The 25,869-nt window shown below is 68.8% G+C and carries 22 protein-coding genes; 15 read left to right on the top strand and 7 right to left on the bottom strand.

The genetic code is table 11. From position 1 onward, the window contains the following. The 9 genes from NBRGI_RS27985 to NBRGI_RS27945 all read left to right on the top strand — a co-directional run. Positions 1-999: lipopolysaccharide biosynthesis protein (locus NBRGI_RS27985; RefSeq protein ID WP_036561216.1), on the top strand; the 999-nt coding region annotated here is incomplete at its 5' end. After that, on the top strand, positions 996-2,000 hold the full coding sequence (locus NBRGI_RS27980; protein ID WP_029900193.1) for a CgeB family protein: 1,005 nt from the start codon (positions 996-998) through the stop codon (positions 1,998-2,000). The genes NBRGI_RS27985 and NBRGI_RS27980, both read left to right, overlap by 4 nt. Positions 2,001-2,012: 12 nt before the next feature. Then, a complete protein-coding gene (locus NBRGI_RS27975) occupies positions 2,013-3,398 on the top strand; it encodes a hypothetical protein (RefSeq protein WP_029900192.1) in 1,386 nt (461 codons plus the stop codon). Continuing rightward, entirely contained in the window at positions 3,389-4,669 is a 1,281-nt protein-coding gene (locus tag NBRGI_RS27970) for a Wzz/FepE/Etk N-terminal domain-containing protein (protein ID WP_029900191.1), read from the top strand. Before NBRGI_RS27975 ends, NBRGI_RS27970 begins: the two co-directional genes overlap by 10 nt. Positions 4,670-4,709: 40 nt before the next feature. Beyond that, complete coding sequence (locus NBRGI_RS27965) at positions 4,710-6,077, top strand: glycosyl hydrolase family 28-related protein (protein ID WP_029900190.1); 1,368 nt, start codon at positions 4,710-4,712, stop codon at positions 6,075-6,077. Positions 6,078-6,082: 5 nt separating this feature from the next. Beyond that, the gene (locus tag NBRGI_RS45495; protein ID WP_081878261.1) at positions 6,083-7,459 is read left to right on the top strand and encodes a GNAT family N-acetyltransferase; all 1,377 of its coding nucleotides are present in this window, start codon (positions 6,083-6,085) and stop codon (positions 7,457-7,459) included. Between the two features lie 102 nt (positions 7,460-7,561). After that, positions 7,562-8,032: a winged helix-turn-helix domain-containing protein gene (locus NBRGI_RS45490; protein ID WP_051728078.1), complete on the top strand. Its 471-nt coding sequence runs from the start codon at positions 7,562-7,564 to the stop codon at positions 8,030-8,032. Positions 8,033-8,191: 159 nt separating this feature from the next. Next, positions 8,192-9,562 (top strand): glutamate-1-semialdehyde 2,1-aminomutase, encoded by a 1,371-nt coding sequence (locus tag NBRGI_RS27950; protein WP_029900187.1) that lies wholly within the window; start codon positions 8,192-8,194, stop codon positions 9,560-9,562. Positions 9,563-9,728: 166 nt separating this feature from the next. Continuing rightward, positions 9,729-10,838 carry a glycosyltransferase gene (locus tag NBRGI_RS27945; RefSeq protein WP_029900186.1) on the top strand — a complete coding sequence of 370 codons (1,110 nt, stop codon included), beginning with the start codon at positions 9,729-9,731 and terminating at the stop codon, positions 10,836-10,838. A 6-nt stretch (positions 10,839-10,844) separates the two neighbouring features. On the opposite strand, the gene NBRGI_RS27940 is transcribed toward NBRGI_RS27945, so the two are convergent. Both NBRGI_RS27940 and NBRGI_RS27935 read right to left on the bottom strand, forming a co-directional pair. Then, positions 10,845-11,321, bottom strand: a complete 477-nt coding sequence (locus NBRGI_RS27940; protein ID WP_029900185.1) for a hypothetical protein — start codon at positions 11,319-11,321, stop codon at positions 10,845-10,847. 134 nt (positions 11,322-11,455) lie between these two features. Next, the gene (locus NBRGI_RS27935) at positions 11,456-12,514 is read right to left on the bottom strand and encodes an endonuclease/exonuclease/phosphatase family protein (RefSeq protein ID WP_235211130.1); all 1,059 of its coding nucleotides are present in this window, start codon (positions 12,512-12,514) and stop codon (positions 11,456-11,458) included. A gap of 177 nt (positions 12,515-12,691) precedes the next feature. Here NBRGI_RS27935 and NBRGI_RS27930 point away from each other — a divergent pair, with 177 nt between their 5' ends. Further along, positions 12,692-14,395, top strand: coding sequence for a bifunctional metallophosphatase/5'-nucleotidase (locus NBRGI_RS27930; protein ID WP_029900183.1), 1,704 nt, complete (start codon positions 12,692-12,694; stop codon positions 14,393-14,395). A gap of 316 nt (positions 14,396-14,711) precedes the next feature. Beyond that, entirely contained in the window at positions 14,712-16,745 is a 2,034-nt protein-coding gene (locus NBRGI_RS27925) for an SDR family oxidoreductase (RefSeq protein WP_029900182.1), read from the top strand. Positions 16,746-16,798: 53 nt separating this feature from the next. Here the strand turns inward: NBRGI_RS27925 and NBRGI_RS47695 are convergent, their stop codons facing one another. The 3 genes from NBRGI_RS47695 to NBRGI_RS27915 form a co-directional block, all read right to left on the bottom strand. Beyond that, positions 16,799-17,017 (bottom strand): hypothetical protein, encoded by a 219-nt coding sequence (locus NBRGI_RS47695; RefSeq protein WP_148310968.1) that lies wholly within the window; start codon positions 17,015-17,017, stop codon positions 16,799-16,801. 186 nt (positions 17,018-17,203) lie between these two features. Continuing rightward, positions 17,204-17,821, bottom strand: coding sequence for a cutinase family protein (locus NBRGI_RS27920; RefSeq protein WP_029900181.1), 618 nt, complete (start codon positions 17,819-17,821; stop codon positions 17,204-17,206). A 202-nt stretch (positions 17,822-18,023) separates the two neighbouring features. Then, positions 18,024-19,049, bottom strand: coding sequence for a zinc-binding alcohol dehydrogenase family protein (locus NBRGI_RS27915; RefSeq protein ID WP_029900180.1), 1,026 nt, complete (start codon positions 19,047-19,049; stop codon positions 18,024-18,026). Positions 19,050-19,263: 214 nt separating this feature from the next. On the opposite strand from NBRGI_RS27915, the gene NBRGI_RS27910 reads away from it, so the two are divergent. The 3 genes from NBRGI_RS27910 to NBRGI_RS27900 all read left to right on the top strand — a co-directional run bounded on the left by NBRGI_RS27910 (position 19,264) and on the right by NBRGI_RS27900 (position 22,472). Further along, complete coding sequence (locus tag NBRGI_RS27910; protein ID WP_029900179.1) at positions 19,264-19,905, top strand: TetR/AcrR family transcriptional regulator; 642 nt, start codon at positions 19,264-19,266, stop codon at positions 19,903-19,905. Further along, a complete protein-coding gene (locus NBRGI_RS27905) occupies positions 19,902-21,593 on the top strand; it encodes an FAD-binding dehydrogenase (RefSeq protein WP_081878260.1) in 1,692 nt (563 codons plus the stop codon). Before NBRGI_RS27910 ends, NBRGI_RS27905 begins: the two co-directional genes overlap by 4 nt. Before the next feature lie 144 nt (positions 21,594-21,737). After that, positions 21,738-22,472: a hypothetical protein gene (locus tag NBRGI_RS27900; protein WP_051728077.1), complete on the top strand. Its 735-nt coding sequence runs from the start codon at positions 21,738-21,740 to the stop codon at positions 22,470-22,472. Between the two features lie 6 nt (positions 22,473-22,478). On the opposite strand, the gene NBRGI_RS27895 is transcribed toward NBRGI_RS27900, so the two are convergent. Both NBRGI_RS27895 and NBRGI_RS27890 read right to left on the bottom strand, forming a co-directional pair. Further along, complete coding sequence (locus NBRGI_RS27895; RefSeq protein WP_051728076.1) at positions 22,479-23,405, bottom strand: expansin EXLX1 family cellulose-binding protein; 927 nt, start codon at positions 23,403-23,405, stop codon at positions 22,479-22,481. A gap of 243 nt (positions 23,406-23,648) precedes the next feature. Continuing rightward, entirely contained in the window at positions 23,649-24,788 is a 1,140-nt protein-coding gene (locus tag NBRGI_RS27890) for an acyl-CoA dehydrogenase family protein (protein WP_029900175.1), read from the bottom strand. 135 nt (positions 24,789-24,923) lie between these two features. Between NBRGI_RS27890 and hemC the strand changes: the two genes are divergently transcribed. Next, a complete protein-coding gene (gene hemC, locus NBRGI_RS27885) occupies positions 24,924-25,853 on the top strand; it encodes a hydroxymethylbilane synthase (RefSeq protein ID WP_029900174.1) in 930 nt (309 codons plus the stop codon). Positions 25,854-25,869: the final 16 nt, after the last annotated feature.

Genomic DNA, 25,869 nt, shown 5'->3' with positions numbered 1-25,869 from the left:
ACGCTCGGCGTGCTCGGTGCCGCGCTGTTGCTCAGCTATGCCGTGGGTGCGCCGGAACATCTGGAGATGATCCTGCTCGGCTTGTTCGCCGGCGGCTTCTGGTCGGTCTCGGAGGACTGGCTGCTGATCGGTCAGGGCCGCTTCGGCGCTTCGACCGCTTATCAGGCGGTCGGCCGCATCGGATATCTCGTGCTGCTCGTCGCCGTGCTGCCCCGGATACCGAGCGCACAGGTCGCGCTGCTGTGCCTGCTCGTATCGTCTGTGCCGACCGTCGCGCTGACCTGGTGGGATTCGTTGCGTACCTTCGGGCGTCCGGCCCGCCCCCGCGGCATCCGCACCGTGTTACGCACCGGCGCACCGGTTTTCACCTCTCGGCTACTGGTCACGTCGTACGGGCAGGGCGCGGCGGCGGTGTATTCGGCGGTGCTCGACGCGGTGTCGCTCGGCCTCTACTCCGCCGGGGACCGACTGGTCCGTGCGATCCAATCCACCCTGGATCCCATCGGTTTCGCGCTGCTACCCCGCATGGCGCGCAAGAGCGCCGACAACAACTTCTGGCGCCATGCCATGCAGGCGCTGCTCGCCTGCGTCTGCACCGCGACCGTGGCCGCCGCCGCGGTGTGGCTGGCCGCGCCGACGTTGATCCATCTGGTGTTCGGTAAGGATTTCACGGCCGCCATCGGACTGTTGCGGGTGGAGACCTTCGTGCTCCCGGCCACCGCGATCACCTCGTTCGTCACCACGGCCGTCCTGCCGGTGCGCCAGGACACCACCGGTGTGCTGATCGGGGCGGTGCTCGGCACCGCCGTGGCGGCCACCGCACTCGCCATCGCGTTCCGCACCCACTCGGTGTGGACGCTGGTCTACGGCACCGTCGTCGTCGAATTCACCGTCGCCGCCTGGTATCTGCTGCGCATCCGGACGCTCATCCGCCGCGAGCGGGTAACGACCGCCGCCGGTCCCGCGATTGTGCTGATGCGGGAGGAGGGCGGATCATGAGAATTCTCTACCTCGGCGACGACTGGGTCGGCAGCAACGCCCGCTCGCTCGCGGACGGCTTCCGGCAGGCCGGGCACGATGTCGTCGTCCTCGACACCACCCGGGTCACGTTGCCGCGCAGGCTTTCTCCGCCGTGGATCTACGCCAAGCTGAATCACCGCCGCGCGCCGTGGGATCTCGCCGCGCTGCACGACGAGATCGACCGCGCCGCCGCGGCGCTGCGCCCGGATCTGGTCTTCGTCTTCAAGGGCGTCCATCTCGACCAGCGCAGGCTGCTCGACGTGCCGGCGCCCGTGCACGTGCACTACAGCCCGGACGACGTCGCGAACCCGGCGAACATCAGTCCGGAATACCTTGCGCACGAACACGAGTGGGATCATGTGCTCACCACGAAGCGGCATAATGTGGCGGAGCTGCGCAAGCGTGGCGCCCGCGGCGTCGTCTTCGTGCGCAGCGCCTACGACCCGGCCTGGCATCACCCCACCGCGCGGCGGGGCACCCGGCAGTTCCTCGTCGGTTTCATCGGGGTGTGCCGCCCTGACCGCCGCGCCGACCTGGTCGCACTCGCCCGTACGTACGGTGCCCGGATGTTGGTGCGGGGACCAGGCTGGCGACGGGTGCCCGAGTTACACACCACCGGCGCGGTGGTCGGCGGCGCCGTGTACGGCCAGCGGTACTCCGAGGTCGTCGCGAGCATCACCGCCAACCTGGTCCTGCTGAACTCCGACAACCGGGACACCCACACCTGCCGCTCGTTCGAAGTCCCCGCGGCCGGTGGGCTCTTCGTCGGCGAACGCACCGACGAACACGCGCAGCTGCTCACCGACACCAGCGAATGCTTCCTGTTCTCCGACACCGGCGAACTGCGCGAGATCCTCGACTGGTGCGCGGCTCATCCCGACAAGGCCGCCGCGGTCGCCGCGGCGGGATACCGGCGAATCGTCGACGGTCACCATCGCTACGTCGACCGGGCCAGGGAGATCATCGATGCGATCGCGTGAACCGGCGCCGTCGTGACGGCCACCACCGAAGTGCTGCTGATCGCCCTCGCCCTGTTGACGATCGTAGTCGCGGCCACGGCGATCCCCGGGGTGGCGCGGGTCTTCCTGATCGCGCAGGCGGCGTTCTGGTCGCTGTCCTACCTTGGGCGGCCGCTGGTGCTGCTGCATGTGCAGCCCGAGCCGCACTACGGCGACAACGTGCCCGATCCCCGCCTGGCCGAATTCGGGTACGACCGGGGCATCGCATTGGTGCTCGAGCACGTCGTGTTCGGCCTCTGGATCTACGCGGGACTCGTTGTCGCCTATGCGCTGTGGGCCCGCCAGCAGCCACCGCCGCCGCAGCCGGCGCTGACCCGGGACCCGGACTTCGTGCCGACCCTCGCCGCCATGTACGGCGTCGGACTGTGCGGCCGGGCCGCCTCGGTCGCCACCGGATCCATCGGCGGCGCAGGCGATGTCGACAGCGCCGATCCGATCCTGTCCTTCGTCGCGATTCTCGCCACCATCGCCGCGCTCGGACTGATCATCTTCATTCGACCGGCACAGCCGAAGACCACCGCGCTGATCATCGGCGGCCTGCTGCTCGGAGAACTCGCCTGGACCGCGGTCGTCGAATCGAAAACGCCGATCATCGGTGCGGCACTGGCCATCGCGATCCGCTTCGCCATCCTCGGCTGGACCAAGACCAAGGCGTGCTCCGTCGCGGCCATCGGCGTGCTGGGCATCGGCGGGTTCGGCTGGTTGCAGTCGTTGAAACAGACCGAGGTGGCCAAAGCCGAAGCGGCGGTGATCGATTCGGGCTACCCGCCGCTGGTCCAGCCGTTCCTCAGCATCCTGCGCCGGTTCGACCTGCTGGAAGCGGCCACCGACGCCTACTTTCACGGCCCCGGTCTGTGGCTCACCCCCACCGAGGCACTGCGCCACGCCGCCACGAGCTTGATCCCGGGTCAATTGCTCGGCAGCCAGAAGTTCCAGTCCGGCACGGCATGGGCGCAGGACGTACGCGGCGCTTCGGTCGACATGACCAAGGTGTCGGTGTCGCTGGCCGAAGGCAATCTCAACGAGGGGTACGTGCTCGGCGGCTACGCCGGGGTGCTCGTCTGCGCGGTGTTCACCTTCGCGCTGCTGCTCGCCTGGGCCGCAGCGCTGCACTCCCGCTTCTTTCCGATCGTGGTCCTCGGGCTGGCCATGACCGGCGCCTCCGCGCTGTTCGAGCGCGGAATCCTCGGCAGCATGGAGAATCTCGGCAAATTTCTCCAGGCGGCCGTGCTCGCGTGGCTCATCTCGCTGCTGGTACGTGCGTACCGGCGCCGAGCCGCACCGGTTGCGCGCCGCGCGGAACCAGACCTTGTCGGGGCTGTCCCTCTTACCGAGAAAGCGTCCACCCCATGGGATTGATCGACTATTGGCACATCGTGCGCCGCCGCTGGGTCATCATCGTCGCGGCGGTGATGGTGTGCCTAGCGGCGGCGGGCGCCTACGCGAGCACGCTGCCGACCACCTACCTCGCCGCCAGCAGCATGTACGTGTCGATGGCGACCGGTACCTCGGTCAACGACTCGTACCAGGGCGGCCTGGCCGCGCAGCAGCGCGTCCGCTCGTACCTGGACCTGGCCACCAGCGCGACCGTCGCCAAGCGGGTCATCGACGACCTCGGACTGCAGATGTCGGTCGGCGAGGTGCAGAGCAAGATCAAGGCGTTCTCCCCGCCCGCGACCACCAACCTGGTCATCACCGTCGAGTCCGGCACCGCGGCGGGCGCGCGCGATCTGGCCAATTCGGTGGTGGCCCAATTCCGCAGACTCGTCGACGAATTGGAGACGATCGAGCGGGACGCGGCGCCGGCGGCGCGGGTCGCGGTGGTCGACCGCGCCGAACTGCCGACCGCGCCGAGCGGACCGCAGACGAAACGCCTTCTGATACTGGGCGTGCTCGCCGGGCTCGCGCTCGGCTGCGCGGGTGCGTTCGTCCGGGACCGCACCGATCGCACCCTGCGCACATCCAACGATCTCGAAGCGCTGCTACCCGTACCGATCCTGGGGATCATCGATGCAGGCCGACCGGGCGCGCCCGACGAGACCCGGCGGCTGCGCACCCGGCTGCTGCGCGAAAACGATTCCGGGAGTGTGCAGTTCACCAGCCTGTCGTCCCGGTCGGAGCCGGAAGTGGCGGCGGCCCTCGCGAAATCACTGGCCGACACCGGCGCCGGCGTGCTACTGATCGACGCGGACACCTCCGGCGACGGCAGCTCCGGCACCGTCCCGGAAGCGAAGCTCGGGCTGGCCGAGGTGCTGCGCGACGGCACCCCGGTGTCCGACGCGCTCACCGCACTGCCGGACACCGAGGTCACGGTGCTGCCGCTGGGCGCGGCCGACGCGCAGACCCCCGACCTGCTCGCCTCGGATCGGTTCGTCTCGGTCGTCGCGAAGCTGCGCACCGAATACGACCACCTCATCGTGCAGACCGCACCGGTGACCCGGGCCGCGGACGCCATCGCGGTCGCACCGCTCTGCGGGCGGACCATCGCCGTCGTCCCGCTCGGCAGCACCACCGCGCCGCAATTGCGCGGTGCGCTGGCGACTTTCGGCGACAACAAGCTGACCGGCGCGGTAGCGTACAGCAAGCCGGGCAACCGGCTGCAGCGGCTCGGCGACAGGCTGCGGCTATGAACGGGCGCATGACGGATCCCAGCGTTGGCGAGGCAGGGTCATGAGCAAAGAGGCAGTCGGTCGGCGGGGTATGTTGGCGGCCGCATTCGGGGCGGTCGGTGCGGTGCCGGTACTGGCCGCCTGCGGCAGCACACCCGAGGTGGGGCCACCCACGATCGAATTCCGTTCGCCGCACGTCACCGACGCACCCGCGGCGCGCAACGTCCGCGACTTCGGCGCCGTCGGTGACGGTCTCGCAGACGATACGGCCGCCATCGCGGCGGCGGCCGCCGTCACGGACAAACCGCTCGTCATGTATCTACCCGCCGGCCACTACCGAGTGACGGCGTGGCCCGAATTGAACGACTACGCCACGGTTCTCGGTGACGGCGCCGACGTGACGGTGATCAGCTGCGAGACCGATACGACGCTCATTCACCTACATCAGCGCAACCGGGTGCGGTTCGCCCGGATCGGCTTCTACCTGGCCGGGCCCAAGGCGACCGGGATCGTGCTGTCGGAATGCTTTCGGTGCTCGTTCGACTCGGTGGTGATTCGCGGCAATCACCTCAGCGACAACCATCCGCGCTACCTGGCCCAGCGCGGTGTGGTGCTGGAGGGCAACACCGGCGGCACCTCGTTCGTCAACTGCGACATCAACAATTTCGGCTACGGCATCGTCACGTCCTGCATCCAGAACTACGTCACCTCGTCCAAACTCACCAGCAACTACGTCGGCGTGCTCGGCACCGGCAACGATCACAACGCCGGATTGGCGCTCACCAACGTCGAATTCGTGTCCGACGCCGATCCGCACACCACCGATCGCCACATCCTCGTCGACGGCGCGGCCAACGACTGGTGGCTGACCAATGTCTGGTTCGAGGGCGCCGAGGTCGCGCTGTCCATCGGGCACGCCGACCGGGGCGGTCCCGCGCAGTTCGGCATGATCAACTGCAAGGTGGCGGCGCGCAGCGTCGGGCTGGACCTGATCTATTGCCGCCAGCCGTATCTCGCCAACGTGCAGTTCGACAAGGACCTGGACCGACCGCCGACCGAGCTGCGGATCGATCCGGCAGGCTGCCCCGAGGGCACCGCGGTGAACCTGATCTCCACCGCCGCGGACGATCTCAACCCGGCGGTGTTCCCCGATCGCTGGCATGTGCTGGGGCGCACCAGCATGCACACCCCGGCCTTCACCGGCACGGTCGTGATCAAGGCGGGGCGCAGCGATGCCGACGTATTCCAAACGCAGTCCGCCGACGGCTCCGTACGCGCGGCCGTCCTGGGGAGCGGAACTTGGCTCTCCGAGCACAGCGAAGGAGGTCTCGTGCTCAAAGACGCGTCCGGGACATACTGGCGGGTGTCCATCTCCACCGAGGGCACCTTGAAGACCATGTCCCTGGGTAAACAGCGGCCGCGCGAGTAGCCGCCATGACCCGACCGAAATCGTTGGCGCGCAGCAGACTCGGGCCGGTGTCGTTGCGCGGCAGCACGGTCGTGCTGCGCCCGCCCCGGCTCGCCGACTACCCGTACTGGCGCCACATCCGGCTGCGCGACCGGCGGCACATCGAGCCGTTCTGGTACAGCTCGGCGCTGGACTGGGACGCACGACACTGCGGAACCCATTGGGTGCGTGAATGTCTCATGATCCGCGCGGAGGCGAGGACGGGTCGTCGGCTGGCCACCGTGATCGAGGTCGACGGCCGGTTCGCGGGACAGATCGAGCTCGGCACGATCGACGCCGCGACCGGCGCCGCGGAAATGGGCATCTGGGTCGACGCCACGGTGGCCCGGCACGGCATCGGCGGGCTGGCGGCGGCCATGCTGCTGGACCACGGCTTCACCCGGCTCGGGCTGCAGCGGATCACCGCGCCGATCTCACCCGCCAACGTCGCCGCCGCCCACGGCGCGGCCGGGGTCGGCTTCCGCCGGGAAGCGTTGATGGGCAGGTACTTCGACGTGGGCGGGGCGCGCCGCGATCACGAACTCTGGGCGGTCACGGCGGGCGATCGCCCGCCGGACGGGTTCACCGGGCACTGGCTCGCGCGCCACGACGCGCCAGGCGCCGCGCCGCTGCCCGCACCCGCCGATCCGGTGCCGCCCGGCCTGCCCAAGCTCGCCATGGTGATCGCGGGCGCACGCTTCTATGTGGGGCGCGCGGTGCACCTGTTCGATCCGCTCGGCACACCGCCGCCGATCCGGCTCGCCGACCCGGACCATCCGGAAGTCGTCCTCCGGACCCGCAAGCCCACCGACTGGCGGCGCTGGCGGGCCGCGCGGTCGCGCTGCCGGACCGAGCTGGATCCGGACGCGTCGGGACCCGAGCCCATCTGGGCCGCACAGCACTCCTGGTGGCAATGGGTACGGCAGTACCTGCGCACCCGAGCAGGGCTCCGCTCGGCGGGTGGCCTGGTCCTCGCGATCGAGGTGGACGGCGAGTATGCCGGCGAGGCCCGGTTGTTCGATCGGGACATGTTCGATCGCAACGCCCGCATGTTCGTCTGGGCCGATCCCGCGCACGCCGAGCACGTCCGCGTCGCGGCCACCAGGGGGTTGCTGACGCTCGCTTTCGGACCGCTCGGGCTGTGCCGCGTCGCGACCACCATCGCGCCGGGCGATCAAGTCGCCGCCGCGATCGCCGCCCAGGTAGGCATGGCACACGAAGGGCAGATGCGCGATTCGGTCGACGCCACCGGCCGCCGCGCCGATCACGATCTGTGGGCGATCACCACACCCAGTCCACCCGAACACACCTCGGCACCGTCTCTGTCCACCGATCCGTCACCCCGAAGTTCCGGGAAACAGTGAGCGCGGCATTCGGCAACGCCTGTTCCCTCTTTCGATCTCCGCTAGACCGGCTCGCGCGCCTACCCTCGAAGGCGACGCACCGCTGATGAAGGGATCGACCCGATGGCCGAACCGGCCCACGTCGCCGTCGCGGCCGAGTACGCACGGCAGATCCGCGAGGGTGCCCTCGCCGCGGGCGCCCGGCTACCGAGCCAGGCCGAATTGGCCGCGCGGCACGGCGTTTCCCGCGCTGCCGTCCGCCGGGCGCTCGAGCTGTTGCGCGACCAGCGCCTCGTGCACACCGTCGCGCGGCGCGGCACCTTCGTCGGCGACGGCGCCGCCCACCGCGTCGCCGAACAGGTGGAGGACGATGTCGACGAGATCAGGGCCGTGGCCCATCCGATCCGGCGCGCACAGCTCGCCGCGAGCCTCATCACGCACTACCAACTGCGGATCGCCGAGCTCTCCGGCATCCGCCAGACCGCGATCGAGGACGCCCACGATCAGGGTATGAGCCTCACCGATATCGGTGCCCGCCTCGGCCTGACCGATGGTCTGCGGGCTCGGATGAGTCGCGCCGACCGGTTCGGCTGAGGCCCGTTCGGACACACCGACCGGCCGCTTTGTGGCATGCGCGGCACTGCCGTCGTTGCGCGGACAAGCCCGGCGGGCCGGACGTACAGTGAGGCGCAGAACCCGTCGCGCACCGGAGGATTCGCACGGGTGAGTGTGCCGAACCGCGGGGAGATCATCATGGCGTCCGATCCCGAGCAGCCGGCGACGCCGCACGGCCGGTTCGCCCGCAGCAACGAACTCCAGGCGCGGTTGCACGAACTCGTCCCAGGTGGCGCGCACACCTACGCCAGGGGCGCGGACCAGTATCCCGAACAGATGGCCCCGGTGCTGGTGCGCGGCAACGGCTGCCGGGTGTGGGACGCCGACGGCAACTGCTACGTCGAATACGGCATGGGATTGCGCTCGGTCACCCTCGGGCACGGATTCGCACCGGTGCTCGACGCCGTGCGCGCCGCGATCGCCGACGGGGTCAGCTTCAGCAGGCCGACCGAACTGGAACTGCTGGCCGCACAGGACTTCCTCGCCCTCGTGCCCGGCGCCGACATGGTGAAGTTCGCCAAGAACGGCTCCGACGCGACCACCGCCGCGGTGCGTCTCGCCCGTGCCGCCACCGGCCGGACCGCGCTGGCCGTCTGCGATCAGCCGTTCTTCTCGGTCGACGACTGGTTCATCGGCACCACCGCGATGCGCAGCGGCATCCCCGGCGAGTTGGCCGCCGACACCCTGCGTTTCCGCTACAACGATCTCGATTCGCTGGCGGCGGTGCTCGATTCGGGACGGGTCGCCGCGGTGATCATGGAGGCGGCCACCGCGCTCGCCGAGCCCGCGCCCGGCTTCCTGGCAGGCGTTCGCGCCCTCTGCGACCGGCACGGCACGCTCCTCGTCTTCGACGAGATGATCACCGGCTTCCGCTGGTCGGCTGGGGGCGCGCAAGCGGTCTACGGCGTGCGGCCGGACCTGTCCTGCTGGGGCAAGGCGATGGGCAACGGATTCCCGCTCTCCGCGCTGGCCGGTAAGCGCGAGTACATGGAACTCGGCGGGCTGCGCACCGACGACGATCGGGTCTTCCTGCTGTCCACCACGCACGGCCCGGAATCGGCGTCGCTGGCCGCCTTTCGTGCGGTGGTGCGGGAGTACCGCACCGGCGATCCCATCACGCGCATGGAGCGGGCCGGTCGACGTCTCGCCGACGGAGTCAACCTGATCGCCGCGGATCTCGGCATCGCCGACTACCTCCAGGTACTCGGCCGCCCCTCGTGTCTCATCTTCGTCACTCGCGACCCGAACGGGCGCCCCTCGCAGGAGTTCCGCACCCTGTTCCTGCAAGAGCTGCTGCAACGGGGTGTGCTCGGGCAGTCGTTCGTCACCTCCGCCGCGCACACCGACGGCGATATCGACGAGACCGTCGCGGCCTGCCGCGAAGCGGCCGCGGTGTACCGCAAGGCCATCGACCAGGGCAGTGTGGACGGCCTGCTCGTCGGCCGCCCGGTCGCGCCGGCCATCCGCCGGCACGCCGCGCCGCGCCGAATTCGACGGGACGACGAATGATGCAGCCGAACAAGGCGATTCGAGCGCCGAAACACCCGCCGGAATGGCACAGCATGCAAACTTGCAGTCATGGCAGCCCGGCAGTCCGTGCGGCCAAGCACGCACCGCACGCCGCGGCGGTGACGCTCAAAGCCCTTGCCGCACCGCGCTTCCCCTGGCCGAACGGATGAGCGGCCCGCGCGTCGCGGTGGTGCACGAACGCTTCACCGAGTTCGGCGGTTCCGAGGCCGTGGTCGGCGAACTGGCCGAAACCTGGGAGCGCACGGAGGTTTTCGCGCCGATCGTCGATCCGGCGGGCGTGCGGGCGCCGTTGACCTCGGTGCACGATACCTGGCTCAGTCGCGCGTATGCCGTCACCGGCCGCCGTTCGCACGCTCCGCTGCTGCCCTTCGCGCCGCGCGCGCTGCGCCGCCTGCCCCTCGCGCACCGCTTCGACGCCGTCGTCATCAGCCATCACGCGTTCGCCACCCAGGCCGCGTTCGCCGCCGACGTACCGGTCCTCGCCTATGTGCACAGCCCGGCACGCTGGGCGTGGGACAAGGACTTCCGCGCGCAGGAGGCGGGCGGGCCCGCGGGCCGGCTCGCCCTGTCCGCGCTCGGCGGGCTGGCCCGCCGCGCCGAATTGCGGGCCGCGCCTCGGCTGTCCAGGATCGTCGCCAATTCCCGCGCCGTCGCCGCGCGGGTGCACGACTGGTGGGGGCTGCCTGCCACGGTCGTCTATCCGCCGGTGCGGGTCGACAGCTTCACGCCCGATACCGCGGTAGCGCGAGAGGACTTCTTCCTGTTCGCGGGCCGACTGGTGCCGTACAAACGGCCGGATCTGGCCATTCGGGCCGCGCAGCGCGCCGGCCGCAAGCTGGTCGTGCTCGGCGACGGCCGCTTCCGCGCGCAGCTGGAATCCTTGGCCGGACCGGAGACCACCTTCCTCGGCGCGACCTCCCACGACGTCCTCGTCGACACCTACCGCCGCTGTCGCGCGCTGCTCATGCCGGGCGTCGAGGATTTCGGCATCGTCCCGGTGGAGGCGATGGCCTGCGGCGCCCCGGTGCTCGCCGTCGATCGCGGCGGCGCGCTGGACACGGTCCGGCCGGGCGTGACCGGCGAGCACGTCGCGCACGGCGCCGACGAGACCGTCGTCGACAACCTGGCCGCGGCGATGCGCGGCTGCACCCCCGCCGATTACCGGACCGAGGCCATCCGCGCGCACGCGGAAACCTTCTCCCCCACCGCCTTCCGCGCCAGCATGGCCGACGCGGTGACCGAACTGCTGCGCTGAGGCGGTTCAGGCCAGGCAGGTCGGCGCCGGCGGTTTCGGCGCGTTCCAGTCGTTCACGGTGATCCACTGGAACACCGCGGATCGCCGCTTCATATAACGCAGCAGTCCTTCGTTCGTCTCACACAGTTCGTGCAGATTTCCGACCACGTAACTCTCCGTGATCAAGGCCTGGAGTTTTTCGTTGTAGGCCGCTTCCCCCGCGCACATGGCGTTTCGGGTGTCTTTGTCGAATACCGGATTTCCGTAGAGCGCACGCCGCGTTTCGGTGTGCACCGGTTTGTCGAAGATCAACGGCGAGAGCTCCAGCCACTCGCCGATCTCCTGATACCAGCGGCCGTCGTGGTCGGAGCCGTCGCACATGTGCTCGTCGGCTTCGATCGCCACGCCGAAGATCACCGCATCGGCCCGCGCCGCCGGTCCGAGCACCAGCAACGCGGCACCGAGCGCACAGGTCATCATCGAGGTCGTGCGTGAGAATTTCAAAGACCCGAGCCCTCCAAAATGGTCGTGAACTTTCGACTGCTTCTCGGCTACGCAGTATTACATTCACCAACCGGTCGCTCGGGAAACTCCCGTACACCTCGGTGCGCCGTGTCGTGAAACGGCGCGGTCGTGTTCTAGATGAGCTGATATGCCGCCAGGACGGCTTTGTGGTCGGTGACCCATTTCTGCGGCGTCGCGAGGAAATTGTCCTGGGTATTCTCCTCGCGCCGGGCATTGCGCACGATCGAGCCGCGCGGTCCCACGATGCCCACGTCGGTGAGCCGCAGGGCGGCGCCCGGTCCGGCGAAGATGTAGTCGATCCGGTCGCGTTCGTCGGCCTCGGGCGCCCAGGTGAGCTGCGAGACCGGCGCGTCGGGATTGCTCGCGGGCCAGGTGAAGCCCGGATGCGTCACGGGATCCGGATAGCGGGAGCGGTAGGCGTCGACGAACCCGGCCTGCTGTAGTCGGCGCGTGCTCTCCCACGGCAGCACCACGCCGTTGTGGTCGAACAGATTCGCCGCCGCGGGCGTCCAGTCCAATGCGGACGGTTCGTTGAAATCGCCGCCCATGAGCACCGAACTGCCCGCCGCCGCCTCCGCTTTCGCGTCCTCCAGAAAGGCGCCGATCGCTTCGGGGCGCCCGGAGGCGTTGTTCACCCGCTGCACGGCGGCGGGATCGGTCACCGGCCCGCCCGGCAGCTTGTTCCAGCCGAATTCGGAGTATTCCCCCGGTGCGGGCACGCCGGCTCCGTAGCCGCGAGGCAGATAGGTGGCATACCAACGATATTCGAGGTGCGCGGCATAAGCGGTGATACGATTGCCGCCGACGCTCAACCGGGCCTTGACCATCCAGCCCAGATCCGCGCTCTCCTCGACCGGGAACGCCGACAGCACACCGGTATCGCCCGAGGCGACCGCTTCGAACTTCTGGCCCTTCTGCTCCAGTGCCGCCGCGATCGCCTTCGTCGCCTTGTTCGCCTCCGACAGCAGCACCACCGAGGCGCGCGTATCGATGATCAGATCAGCCACCACACCGATCCCGTTGGGGATCTTGCCGGCGCCCATCCAGATATTGATCGCGAGCACTCGGATCTGCTCGGCCGTGGGTGCGGCGGCGGCCAGGGGCATCGCCGCACCCACGGCCAGCGCGCCGCCCGCCGCCCCGAACCACTTCATCGCATCGCGTCGTGTCATCGAACTCGTCATGGTGACCATCACTCCGATCGTGTGCACAGCGGGACAGAGGTATTCATTTCCTGGCTATCCACCCAATCGGAATATCCCGTGAACTCGGCGAGATCGCAGAGCGAACAGCGACGGCGGCGCGCGCGAACGGTGGCCCCGGCCGACCCCGCGTGGCACAGTCAGAACATGAACGCGCGCCGTCGTTTTGCCGTGGTCGTTGCCGGACTCGTGAGCACGGCGCTCGTCGCCGGGTGCGGCACGGCGAACGACCAGGGCAGCGGGCCGGTCACCGCGACCGCGCCCGGCGTGGTGCCGCTGATCTCGACCGACGATCTCGGCCCGGCCGGGACCGACGAAGTACATCTGTTCGGTCTCAACGACCTGCACGGCAATCTGCAGCCGCCGGCCGGCTCGACCGGCAAGATCGCCGGGCACGACGCGGGCGGGGCCGCCTATCTGGCCACCCACCTCGCCCGGCTGAAAGCCGCGTATCCCGCGAGCGCGGTGGTCGCGGCCGGTGACGACATCGGGGCGAGCCCGCTGGTCTCCGGTCTCTTCCACGACGAACCGACCATCACCTTCATGAACACCATCGGGGTGGCCGCCTCGTCGGTCGGCAATCACGAATTCGACCGCGGTGTCCTCGAATTGGCCCGCATCCAGCAGGGCGGCTGCGCGCCGGACGGCTGTTCGCCCGGCGCACCGTTCACCGGCGCGAAGTTCGCGTACCTGGCCGCGAACGTGACCGACGCCGAGGGCAAGCTGCCGCCCGCGCTGCGGCCGTGGACCATGCTGGAGGTCGGCGGGCACAAGATCGGCGTGATCGGCACGGTCACCCCGGACACCACCAATCTCGTGTTGCCCGCGGGCATCCGCGGGTACCGGTTCGACGACGAGGCCGCGACGATCAACCGCTACGTGCCGGAGGTGAAGTCCGCGGGCGCCGAGACGATCGTCGCGCTCATGCACGACGGCGGCAGCCAGCAGCCGCCCAAGGATGTGCCGGTCGACTACAACGGGTGCGCCGACATCAGCCCGAACGTCACGGCCCTGGCCAAGGCGATCGACCCGGCGGTGCAGGCGTTGTTCACCGCGCACAGCCATCAGTCCTATGTGTGCACGATCGAGGGCAAGGTGGTCACCCAGGCCGCGTCCTACGGCAGGCTCATCACCGATCTGACGCTGCGTTTCACTGCGGACGGCGTGCGGGCATCCGCGGTCAACCGGGTAGTGACCCGCGAGGTGACGCCCGACGGGCCCACCACCGCGCTCGTCGACTTCTATGCCGAACAGGCGCGGCCGCGCACCGCCCGGGTGGTCGGCACGGCCACCGCGGTGCTGTCACACGATCCCGGGCCGTCGGGTACCGCACCGCTCGGCGACGTCATCGCCGATTCGATGCTCGCGGCCACCGCCGGACCGGCGGGTGCGGTGGCGGCGTTCATGAACCCGGGCGGGGTCCGCGCGGACATCAAGGCGGGCCCGGTCACCTACGGCGATATCTTCACCGTCCAGCCGTTCGGTAACCAGGTCGTCACGCTCACGCTCACCGGGACGCAGGTGCTGCGACTGCTCGAACAGCAGTGGACCAACGCGAGCAAGCCCGCCGTGCTCTCCCCCGCCGGTATCACCTACGCCTACACCGAATCCGCACCGAAGGGTGCGAAGGTGTCGGCCGACAGCGTGCGGATCGCCGGACAACCGCTCAATCCCGTTGCGACGTACCGGATCACGACGAACAGCTTCCTCGCCTCGGGTGGCGACGGGTTCGCCGTTTTCACCGAGGGCGTCGACAGCGTCCCCGGCCCGACCGACCTGGACGCCTTCGAGGCCTACTTCCGGGACCATCCCACGGTGCAGCCGCCGGCCGCCCGGGTGGAGCGGCGTTAGCTCATCGGATGCCGGCCAACTACTGGTCAAATGACCAGTAAAGGTATACCTGGAAATTGTTGTAACACTTACCCTTTGACCTGCGCAGACAGGTGACCAGTCCCACAGCCGCAGACCGACCGGAACGCTTGCCGGGGTCGCGCGGAATCCATTACTGTTTCCTATAAGTCAGGACGAAGGGGTTCCTACTTTCGGCCCGACCGCTGTTACCGCGTCAGGGGGCACGTCGCGGCCGGACCAGTATCTCCGCATTCACTGTTGCATGCCGGATTACTTTGTGCGACAACATGGTTCGAGTGAACAGCAGGAGAGGCCGATGGCTACCTACATCGTCACGGGCGGTACCGGATTCTTGGGACGACGGGTCGTCCAGGAGCTGCTGGACCACGATCCCGACGCCGTGGTCCATGTACTGGTGCGCGCGGGCTCGCTGCAGAAGTTTGCTGACCTGGCCACCGCGTGGCACGGCGGCGAACGGGTGTTCTCCCTGGTCGGCGACCTCACAGCGGACGAACTCGGGCTCACCCGGGAGGCGCCGGCGGCCGAGCACGTGATCCATCTCGGCGCCGTCTACGACATGACCGCCGACGAGGACACCGCGCACGCCGCCAATGTCGCGGGCACTCGCTCGGTGATCGCCCTGGCCCGCCGGATCGGCGCTGTGCTGCACCATGTTTCATCGGTCGCGGTGGCCGGCGACCACAAGGGCAAGTTCTTCGAAGAGGACTTCGACCTCGGTCAGCGGCTCACCTCGCCCTACCACCGCACCAAGTTCGCCGCCGAGCAGCTGGTGCGCGAGGCGCAGGGCCTGCGCTGGCGGGTGTACCGGCCCGCGATCGTGGTCGGCGATTCACGCACCGGCGAGATGGACAAGATCGACGGTCCCTACTACTTCTTCTCCGCCATCGCCAAGCTCGCGGCGCTGCCGTCGGAACTGCCGATGCCGCTGCCCGATCTCGGCGCGACCAACATCGTCCCCGTCGACTACGTCGCCGCCGCTATGGCCACGCTGATCCGCAGGCCCGGGCTCGACGGGCGCACCTTCCATCTGGTCAACCCGGAGCCGCAGCCGTTCAGCGCGGTGTACGGCGCGCTCGCCGCGGCGGCGGGCGCCCCCACCGGCATCGGCGTGGTGCCGGGTAGCGCGCTGGCGCTGACCGGGCTGGCACAGTTGCCCGGCGTCGCCTCGGTGCGCGATTTCCTGTTGGAGCAGTTGGGCATTCCCGCGGCCGTCGCACCGCACACCTCCTTCGCCGCCGAGTTCATCTCCGATTCCACCCGGGCGCAGTTGCGCGGCTCCGGGCTGAGCGTGCCGCCGTTCGAGAGCTACGCCGAGCGGCTCTGGAGTTACTGGCGTGCACATCTGGACACCCATCGCGACCGCCCCGAGATCAGCGACGATCCGCTCAGCGGCCGGATCGTGCTCATCACCGGCGCCTCCTCGGGTATCGGGCTGGCCACCGCGCACGCGGTCGCCCGGCGCGGCGCCACCGTGCTCATGGTGGCCCGCGGCAAGGACGACCTGTCCGACGCCGCCGACTCTGTGCGCGCGGAAGGCGGTGTGGCCCACGACTATCCGTGCGACATCACCGACGCCGACGCGGTCGAGTCGCTGGTGCGCGCCGTGCTCACCGAACACGGCCACGTCGACTACCTGGTGAACAACGCGGGCCGATCGATCCGCCGCTCGGTGCTCAACTCCACCGATCGCATGCACGATTTCGAGCGGACCATGGCGGTGAACTACTTCGGCGCGGTCCGGCTGATCCTGGCCCTGCTGCCGTCGATGCGGGCCCGGCGCTTCGGCCACGTCGTCAACATCTCCTCGATCGCCGTGCAGACCAAGGTGCCCCGTTTCGCGGCGTATGTCGCGAGCAAATCGGCGCTGGACAACTTCAGCGAGATCGCGGCGGTCGAGAACCGGGACGCGGGCATCACTTTCACCTCGGTGCGGATGCCGCTCGTGCGCACGCCGATGATCGCGCCGACCGATCTCTACCGTTCGCTGCCGGTCCCCGATCCGGACCAGGCCGCCGCCATCGTGGTGCGCGCGCTGGAGGATCGCCCGCACCGCATCGACACCCCGGTCGGCACCTTCGCCCAGGCCGTCGATCTGCTGATGCCGTCGGTGAAGCGGACGATCCTGCACCAGGGCTTCCGCCTGTTCGGGGAATCCCATGCGGCACAGGGCAACAAAGCCGTCGCGCCCGCGCGGTCCGCAGCGGCCGAACCGTCCGGAGAGCGCGGCCGCAGCCCGCTGACCATGCTCGCGCCGGTGCTCATGCCACTGATGGCACTGCCCGGCCCCGCGGCGCGGGTGGCCCGGGTGGTGCCCGGATTGCAGTGGTAGTCACCGACATTTGAATTCCGGTGACGCCCATGCGCAAATTGCGGGCGACCGGATCAGACGCGGGCCTGACGGTTCGGCACGATATCGGGATACCGATAGTGTATTCGCGCGATGCAGTGCCGAACCGTGTGCATCTCCGCATGGAGTTCACGCAGCCGCTGCGTTTGGAAACTCCGTTCGGCAGTACTGATTGCGCGGGCGAGCCCGCGCGCGTGGGTGGCAAGCAAGTCGAGAAATACCCGGGCTTGTGCGATGTCGGGATCATCGGACATTCGCTGTTCCTATCACGCCCGCTCGCGGCCACACCACCCGAACTCCGCGCGTTCCACGGGATTTCGCCACACCGTGTCCGAATCGAAAAGGACTACCGGTGTTTCAGAGAAATTGCGGCGCCCGGCGGGGAAAATGCCGGTGCGGTGGGGCCGGATCGGCCCCACCGCGGATTTCCCGGCGGGGAACTACACTCGGTCCGCCGCGAACTGGGCGGCCGGCCACATGGCCCAGCCGTAGTTGCCGTGCTGCGTCGGGTCGAGACCACCGCCGCAGACGGGATCGCCACCCGTGCAGTAGTTTCCGGTGCGCCAGGCGTACTGGCCGGGCACGTGCCAGCCGATCAGCCGGACCGGATCACCGAAGAGCAGCACCGCGGCCACGCGCGATGCCAGTTCGCCCGGCAACACCGCCATGCCGCCGAGTGCCGTCACCGCGCCGGTGCCGAGGACGCCGTGCGTGACGACCGCACCCTGCGAATAGCCGACCAGGATGAACCGCTGGTCCGGGCACGCCGCCGCCTGCCACAGCAGGTGAGCGGTCATGTCGTGGGTGCCGCGGCTCACCGACGCCGGATCCAGCAGGTCCGCAGGATAATTCACACGATACGCGGTGGAGCTCACCGGTAGCGCCTGCAGCAACGTGCCGTAGAGCGGGTCCCCGACCGCGGCGCCGAGGTAGCCGGGTTCCTGTGTTCCCCGTGCGACTACCACGTCGATCGCGGCGCAGGGTGACGCCCATGCGGGCGATCCCGTCGTCGCTCCGAAACCCGCGGCCAGCAGTAGCACGATGAATACTCGTACCACCCGCCACTTTTCGAAATGAATTACCTTCCGGTTTGCCATCGTGATCACCCACTCACGCCGTTGTGAGAAGCCGAGTGACACTTGTCAGCGACAAGTGCCACTCGGCTATATCTGCGAAGGTAAGAACGGCTGAGTAGGTCGTCAAGGAAGTCGACCCGAACGATGCGGACTCAACGCCGAATCGTGTCCTGGCTAATCTTTTCTACGGAACGAGAACCGCTGCGCCAGTGAATCGTCCGTGGGCGAGATCGGCCAGGGCCTGATCTGCCCTGCCCAGGGAGTACCCACGGGCGGTCACTTCTATGCGGTGTTCGCCTGCGAGCGCGAGAAATTCACGCGCGTCGGCCCGGGTGTTCGCGGTGACCGAGCGAATTTCCCGCTCCTGGAACAGATGCCGCTGATAATTCAACGCCGGGATGTCGCTCAGATGAATACCCGCGATCGCCAGAATGCCGCCCCGGTCGAGCGCGGCCAGCGCAGGCGGCACCAGCGCGCCCACCGGCGCGAACAAGATCGCCGAATCGAGTTGCACCGGAGGCGGATCCGCCGCGCCCTGCGCCGACGCGGCACCGAGGGCGCGCGCCAGCTCCTGCGCGGCCGGATCCCGGGTCATCACATGCACCTCGGCGCCGCGCGCGAGGGCGACCTGCGCGGCGATGTGCGCGCTGCCGCCGAAACCGTAGATGCCGAGGCGACCACCGGGCGGCAGCTGCGCGCGCTGCAGTGAGCGATAGCCGATGATGCCGGCGCAGAGCAGCGGCGCCGTTTCCTCGTCGGTGTAGTTCTCCGGCAGGCGCAGCGCGTAATCGGCTGGCACAGTGGCATATTCGGCGTATCCGCCGTCTGCGTCCCAGCCCGTGTAATTCGAACGGGGACAAAGGTTTTCGAGTCCGCGAAGACAGTACTTGCAGGCGCCGCAGGTGTGCCGCAGCCAGGCGATGCCGACCCGGTCGCCCACGGCGAAGCCGTCCGCGCGACGCTCGTCGGCACTCGCGCCGACCGCCGAGCCGACCGCTACCACCTCCCCGACCACCTCGTGCCCGGGCACCACCCCGGCGCGATGCACGGGCAGATCCCCCTCGGCGACGTGCAGGTCCGTCCGGCAGACGCCGCAGGCCAGCACCCGCACCAGCAGTTCGTCGGCGGGCGGCTCCGGCACGGGTTCGCGCACCCGATCCAGCGGCCCCGCATCGATCGGCCCCGGGCGACGGACCCGCCATCCGGTCATCGATCCCGACCGCGCAACCTCGTTCATGCTCAACTCTCCTCGTCCCCGGGACACCTGGCCGAGCCGCACTGGCAATTCGATGCTGCGTAAACCCTACTCAACCGATTTCAGACTGTCGCCGCACCGGTTCTGATACATTTGTGTATTGAATACAGTTTTGTATCCAACCGACCGGCTCGAACCTTCGCGGCCGGTCCCGCCCGAGGAGGTGCCCATGGCGTCGTCCACCCCACCGGGAACCGCGACGAGCCGGGTCACCCGCCGCCGCGCCGAAACCCGCGAGCGGCTGCTGACCGCCGCGTACGAGGCTTTCAGCGAGGAGGGCTTCGGCAAGGCCACCGTGGAACGGGTCTGCGAACGCGCCGGCTTCACCCGCGGCGCCTTCTATTCCAATTTCGTCTCGCTCGACGAACTGTTCCTGGCGATGTGGGAACAGCGGTCGGCCGCCATGCTCGCCGATATCAAGCGCGTCCTCGACGACATGCTGATCGGCGGTGACGACGACCTGCGCACCGCGATCGAACGGATGGCACGCGCGGTGCCCATCGACGAGGGCTGGTACCGGATCACCGCGGAGTTCACCGCGCACGCGCTGCGCCATCCCGAACTACGCCGGGTGATGGCCGCGCGCGAAGAGGCGATCAGCGCCGCGCTGATGCCGGCCGTCGTCGCCGGCCTGGCCCGGATCGGCCGCGCGGTCCCCGATCCGGCGGCGCTCGGCCAGGCCCTCGTCGCGGTGCACGACGGCACCAGCGTGCAGGTCCTGATGGAACCGCGCAGCCGCGCGGTGCGCAAGCGGCGCACCGAGCTCATCTACCACGTCGTGCTGGCCTATAGCACCGGAACCGAAGGATGAAGATGACCGACAGCACCGCCGAATTCGCACAGCAGGCCGACGTCATCGTCGTCGGCGCCGGGCTGGCCGGCCTCGTCGCGACGCACGAGCTGGTCAAGGCGGGCCGCAAGGTGCTCGTGCTCGATCAGGAGAACCGCAACAATCTCGGTGGGCAGGCGTTCTGGTCACTCGGTGGGCTGTTCATGGTGGACACCCCCGAGCAGCGCCGGCTCGGGATCAAGGACTCCTACGAACTGGCGCTGCAGGATTGGCTCGGCTCGGCCGGTTTCGACCGCGACGACGAGGACCTGTGGGCACGGCAGTGGGCCCGGGCCTATGTCCGTTTCGCCGCCACCGAGAAGCGTGACTACCTGCACGAACTCGGCCTGCGGATCACCCCCGTGATCGGCTGGGCCGAGCGCGGCGGTGGTTTCGCGGACGGGCACGGCAACTCGGTGCCGCGGTTCCATCTCACCTGGGGCACCGGGCCGGAGGTGGTGCGGGTCTTCGCCGAACCCGTGCTCGATGGGGAACGGCGCGGACTGGTCGGCTTCGGCTTCCGCCACCGGGTCGACGAGTTGATCGTCGAGGACGGCGCGGTCGTCGGCGTCCGCGGCGGGGTGCTGGAGCCCAGCGATTTGGCGCGTGGCCACGCGTCGCCTCGAAACGTAGTGCGCGAGTTCGAGTTCCGTGCGCAGGCAGTGATCGTCACCTCCGGCGGCATCGGGCACAATCACGAGTTGATCCGGCGCAACTGGCCGGTCGAGCGGCTCGGCAAATGCCCGGAGACCATGATCTCCGGCGTGCCCGCGCACGTGGACGGACGGATGCTCGGCATCACCGAGGCGGCCGGCGGCGCCATCGTCAACCGGGATCGCATGTGGCACTACACCGAAGGCATCGTCAACTGGGATCCGATCTGGCCCGATCACGCCATCCGGATCATCCCCGGCCCGTCCTCGATGTGGTTCGACGCGAACGGAAGGCGTTTGCCCGCGCCGTGTTTCCCGGGTTACGACACCAACGCGACCATGAAGGAGATCCTGTCCACCGGCTACGACTACTCCTGGTTCGTACTGACCCAGTCGATCATCGAGAAGGAGTTCGCGCTGTCGGGTTCCGAGCAGAACCCCGACATCACCGGCAAGGACCTCAAACTCACCCTCAAGAGCCGCATCGCCAAGGGTGCGCCGGGCCCGGTCGAAGCGTTCAAGCAGCACGGCGTCGACTTCGTGGTCGCGGACACGCTGCGGGAGCTGGTCGCCGGGATGAACAAGATCGCCCGCGGTCCGCAGCTGGATCACGACACGCTGGAGCGGCAGATCGTCGCGCGGGACCGCGACGTCACCAACAAGTACTCCAAAGACAGCCAGCTGATGGCGATCACCAACGCGCGCCAGTACTTCGGCGACAAGGCAGGACGCGTCGCCAAGCCGCACCGGATCCTCGACCCCGCCGCGGGCCCGCTCATCGCGGTGCGGTTGAATATCCTCACGCGAAAGACGCTGGGCGGCTTGCAGACCAACCTCGACTCACAGGTGATCCGGCAGGACGGCAGCGCTTTTCCCGGTCTCTACGCCGCGGGCGAGGTGGCCGGTTTCGGCGGCGGCGGGGTGCACGGTTACAACGCGCTGGAGGGCACCTTCCTCGGCGGCTGCATCTTCTCCGGGCGGGCCGCAGGTTTGGCATTGGCCGCGACATTGCGGTGATCGGCGCATAATCGGCAGATCATCCCGCAGGTCACGGTGGTTGTCCGGTCCGCACGGCACCCGTAGGCTCGGGCAGCCTTCGGCAGCGATTCCCGGCGCAGGGCCTCGTCGGCGAGGGACAGTTCGACAAACGAGGCCAGGGAGATGTGGAGAAAGTGCGATCGGGGCCGACGGCGGGGGTCGGCGCCCAGTACATCGATCGGCCGGCGAGAGCAACAACGCCTCTCCCGGTTCGAGCCGGACGACGATGAGCGGCACCGGCGGCAATGGCTGGCCGCGCTGCAGGGCTTCGCCGGCGCCTACCGGGCGGCCGAGCTGAACGGCGCACCAGTGCTGCAGGTTTCGCATTCCGGCTGGCACCCGGGCGCGCGGATCGCACCGGGCACGACCGAGGGCAGGCTGCTCGCCTACCACGACTCGGGCGACGAGGCCGACTTCGTCTTCCGGGAGGGCGAGCTCGCGCTCTTCAGCATCACCACCGCGGGCGGACACCGTGAGGACTTCACGCTGCGCCCGTTCGCCATCCGCTGGGTGATGCCGGCCGGATTGTGCGGGGCGGTGGCGCCGGGCGTCACCCGGGTGGAGGTCCGCGACCGCGACGGCACCGCGGTCCCGGTAAATCTCGTGGCCCATACCTTCGCCGCCACAACCGATCTCGAGCTGCCGTACCTACGCACGATGAACCGGCTGCGCGCCGCCGGAGCACGGTCCGACGAGATTCTGGACGTGCTGTTCCGCAGTGACCGGCGCGGCGAGGAGTACGCGGCGACCCAGCACCTGACCATCCGGGTCTACGGCCAAGGCGACGCTCCCCTGTACACCGGTCCGGTCTTCACCGACGACCGATTCCGCCAGTTGCGCAAGAGCATTCGCGACTGAGCACGGTCACGGTTTACAGCCCGCCGGGGTCGCGTTCGACGATGATTGCGGCGGCGGCGCGGCGGCCAGGCTGGTCGGCGACACGACCGGCGGCTCGGTCGGCTCCGGCACGACCACGGGCGGTGACTCGCGGTAGAGACGCGCACCGGTCGGTCGCATCCCCGGTTCCACCGTGATGCCGGTGATCTCGGCCTGGTTGCCGTGGATATCGGTGAGACGCGCGGCGAACGGACCCGTCCCCGCCCGGGAGACGGTCCAGTAGTTGTCCATGCCGCGGGTCAGGGGCTGCCACGCCCCGCCCGTCGCAGGCCGAATCGCGACCTCGCGCAACGGATTCCCGGTACCACCGAACAGGATGGCGAACCAGGCGGCGGTGGCATCGGGTTTCACCTCGTAGGTCAGCTCCGCCACCGGCTCCGGATTGCGCACCACGTGGTACCGAACCTTCGCGACTCCGTCGGACAGGTCGGCGATCTCGGTGAACGCGGCCGTGCTCAAATCCAGTTGTCCCGGAGCACATCCCGGGCAACGGTCGACGATCTGCACCCGCACGCTGCCCCGCGGGCCCTCGACGTCGAGGTAGGCCCCGCACGGATCGGCCGTGCCGTACTCCGATGTCGACATACCCACGAAGAAGCCGTCCAGCGGAAGGTCGGGGTACGAACACGAGACCCCCGGACCGAACGAATAGAACCGCGCCTCACCCGACACGACGGGCTGCGACTCCGGCAACGGGCTGGTGGACGGCCAAATACTGTTGGCGGTCAACGGATTCGACGGTGTCGCCGACTGGGCCATCGCATTCGGTACGTCGCAGTGCACCGGCTCGGGCCGGGTCACCCACACCGCTACGCCCGCAATGGCCGCCAGGCCGATCGCGGACCACAGCCACCCCGAACGGACGTGTCGCTGGTTGATCGGTATCCGGTGCATCGCTCCCGACTCCGGTTCACCTGCTCATGGACTCTCCATCCTGACGTCCATAGGAAAGCAGCCGAACGGCGCGCGCACGCGGTGAACGAAAAATCTACACAGTGAAAGGCATTCGCTTCAGCAAGCGTGAAGCAAATCCCCAGCATCCTCCTGGACACTCCCGCAGCCTGCCGGAAATCATCCGGTGTGCGTACCGCTCCGTAATGCCACGCACCCCAGCGCAATACGCTCGCGGCACCGGTGCTACGCGAAGCCGTCCATCAGCGACAGCACCCGCAACATGACCTCGTCGGCACCGCCGCCGATGCTCAGCAGCCTGCTGTCCCGGAAGGCGCGCGAGGTCCAAGTCTCCGTCATGTAGCCCATGCCGCCGTGTACCTGAAGGCACCAGTCCGCCACCTGACGAGACAGTCGCCCTGCCTCCAGTTTGGCGATGGTCGCCATTCTGGTGACGTCCTGGCCGTCCCGATACGACCGGCCGGTGGTCTCGGTGTAGACGCGCAGCATGTCCGCTCGCGCCGCGAGTTCGGCGTAGGTGTACTGCAGATACTGATTGGCCGTCAACGGTTGTCCGAAAACCTTGCGCTGCTTGGCGTAGTCACGGGTCAACTCCAATTGCACGGCACAGCTGATCGGTGCGCTGTACGCGGCGAACATGCGCTCCATCACGAACTGCGACATCTGCTGCTGGAAGCCGCGGCCGATCTCACCGATGGTGTTGCGCACCGGAACTCGCACATCCTCGAAGGTGAGCAGGCCGGTGTCGGACGCGCGCATGCCCAGCTTGTCCAGCTTGCGATCGACGCGGAAGCCCGGCGTGTCGGTCGGGATGATGATCTGACTCATGCCGCGATAGCCGCCCTCCGGAGAGGTGCGCACCAGCGTGCACAGCCAGTCCGCCTGAACCGCGTTGGTGATGAACATCTTCGAGCCGTTGATCACCCAATCGTCGCCGTCGCGGCGGGCGTGGGTTCTGATACCGGCCACATCGGACCCGGCGTCGGCCTCGGTGACCGCGACACCGCAGACGGTCTCGCCGCGCATGGCCGGGGCCAGATACTCCTGTTTGAGTTCCTCGCTGCCGTGCGCGTGCAACGAGGGCGTCGCCATCGCGACGTGCACGCCCAGCGCCATCGGGAACGAGCCGTGCGCGACGCGGCCCAGCTCCTGGCAGAGCACCACGGTGAACAAATGGTCGGCACCCTGCCCCGCGTAGGCCGGGTCGTACTCGAGACCGAGGATGCCGAGCTTGGCCATATCGGCGAAGATCTCGTGCAGCGGCATCATCTCCGTCTGTTCCCACTCGTCGACGTGCGGGTTGATCTTCTGCTCGAGATAACGCCGGACCATGGCCCGGAACTCCTGATGTTCGTCGCTGTACATGCCCTTATTGTCGCCTTGCCAACGTCACGCGGGCGGATAATCAGCACACCGGGGCCATCCGACCCGACGTGTGGCAGGTCACGCCGGGCCAGGCTCGGTGCTCAACGGAGTTCGGCTGGGAGTAAGGTGCCGAACATGTCGCGTACGCGCATTATTCGGATCGCCACCCGATCCAGCCCCATGGCGTTGGCCCAGGCCGAACACGTCGCCGAGTTACTCGGCCGGCTCGGCGTGCAGAGCGAGTTGGTCAAGGTCACCACCGCCGGTGACCGCTGGATGGGTGACCTGTCCAAGCTCGGCGGCAAGGGCGCCTTCGTCAAGGAGATCGACCACGCGCTGCTCGTGGACGACGCCGACCTCGCGGTGCACTGCCTCAAGGACATCCCCGGCGATATCCCGGTGCCCGAGGGCCTCGCCTTCGCCGGTTACCTGGCGCGCGACGACGTGCACGACGCCGTGATCACCGGCAACGGCGCCCCGCTCGCCGAGCAGCCCGCGGGGACCGTGGTCGGCACCAGCTCGGTGCGCCGGACCGCGCAGTTGCTGCTGCACTACCCGCATCTGACGGTGCGGCCGTTGCGCGGCAACGTCAATACCCGGCTGGCGCGTCTCGAAGAGGGACACGTCGACGTGTTGATCGCCGCCGTCTCCGGCCTGCATCGGGTCGGCCAGCAGCACCGGATCACCGAGACGCTCGACCTCGAGACCATGTGCCCGCCCATCGGCGCGGGCATCATCGCACTCGAATGCCGTAGCGACGACAGCCAACTCCGCGATCTCGGCGCTCAGCTCGATCATGCCGAGACCCATCGCCAGGCCGACGCCGAGCGCGCGATGCTGCACGCCCTGCAGGGCCACTGCAACTCCCCCATCGCCGGCTACGCCACCACCGATCGCACCGGCCGACTGACCTTGCACGGCAAGGTTTTCAGCGCCGATGGCGCGCAGTGGCTCGACTCCAAACACTGGGGCGTCCCCGAAGACCCGCAAGCCCTCGGCTTCTTCGTCGGCGCCGACCTGCTCCGCCAGGGCGCCCGAGCCATCATCGACGCCATCCCGCACTGACCGTCCCGCCCCGTCT

It is taken from the genome of Nocardia brasiliensis IFM 10847 (assembly GCF_000710915.1).
GTDB classification, from domain to species: domain Bacteria; phylum Actinomycetota; class Actinomycetes; order Mycobacteriales; family Mycobacteriaceae; genus Nocardia; species Nocardia brasiliensis_A.
Note: the sequence above shows the minus strand (reverse complement) of the source record. Positions and strands in the feature narration are given on the sequence as shown.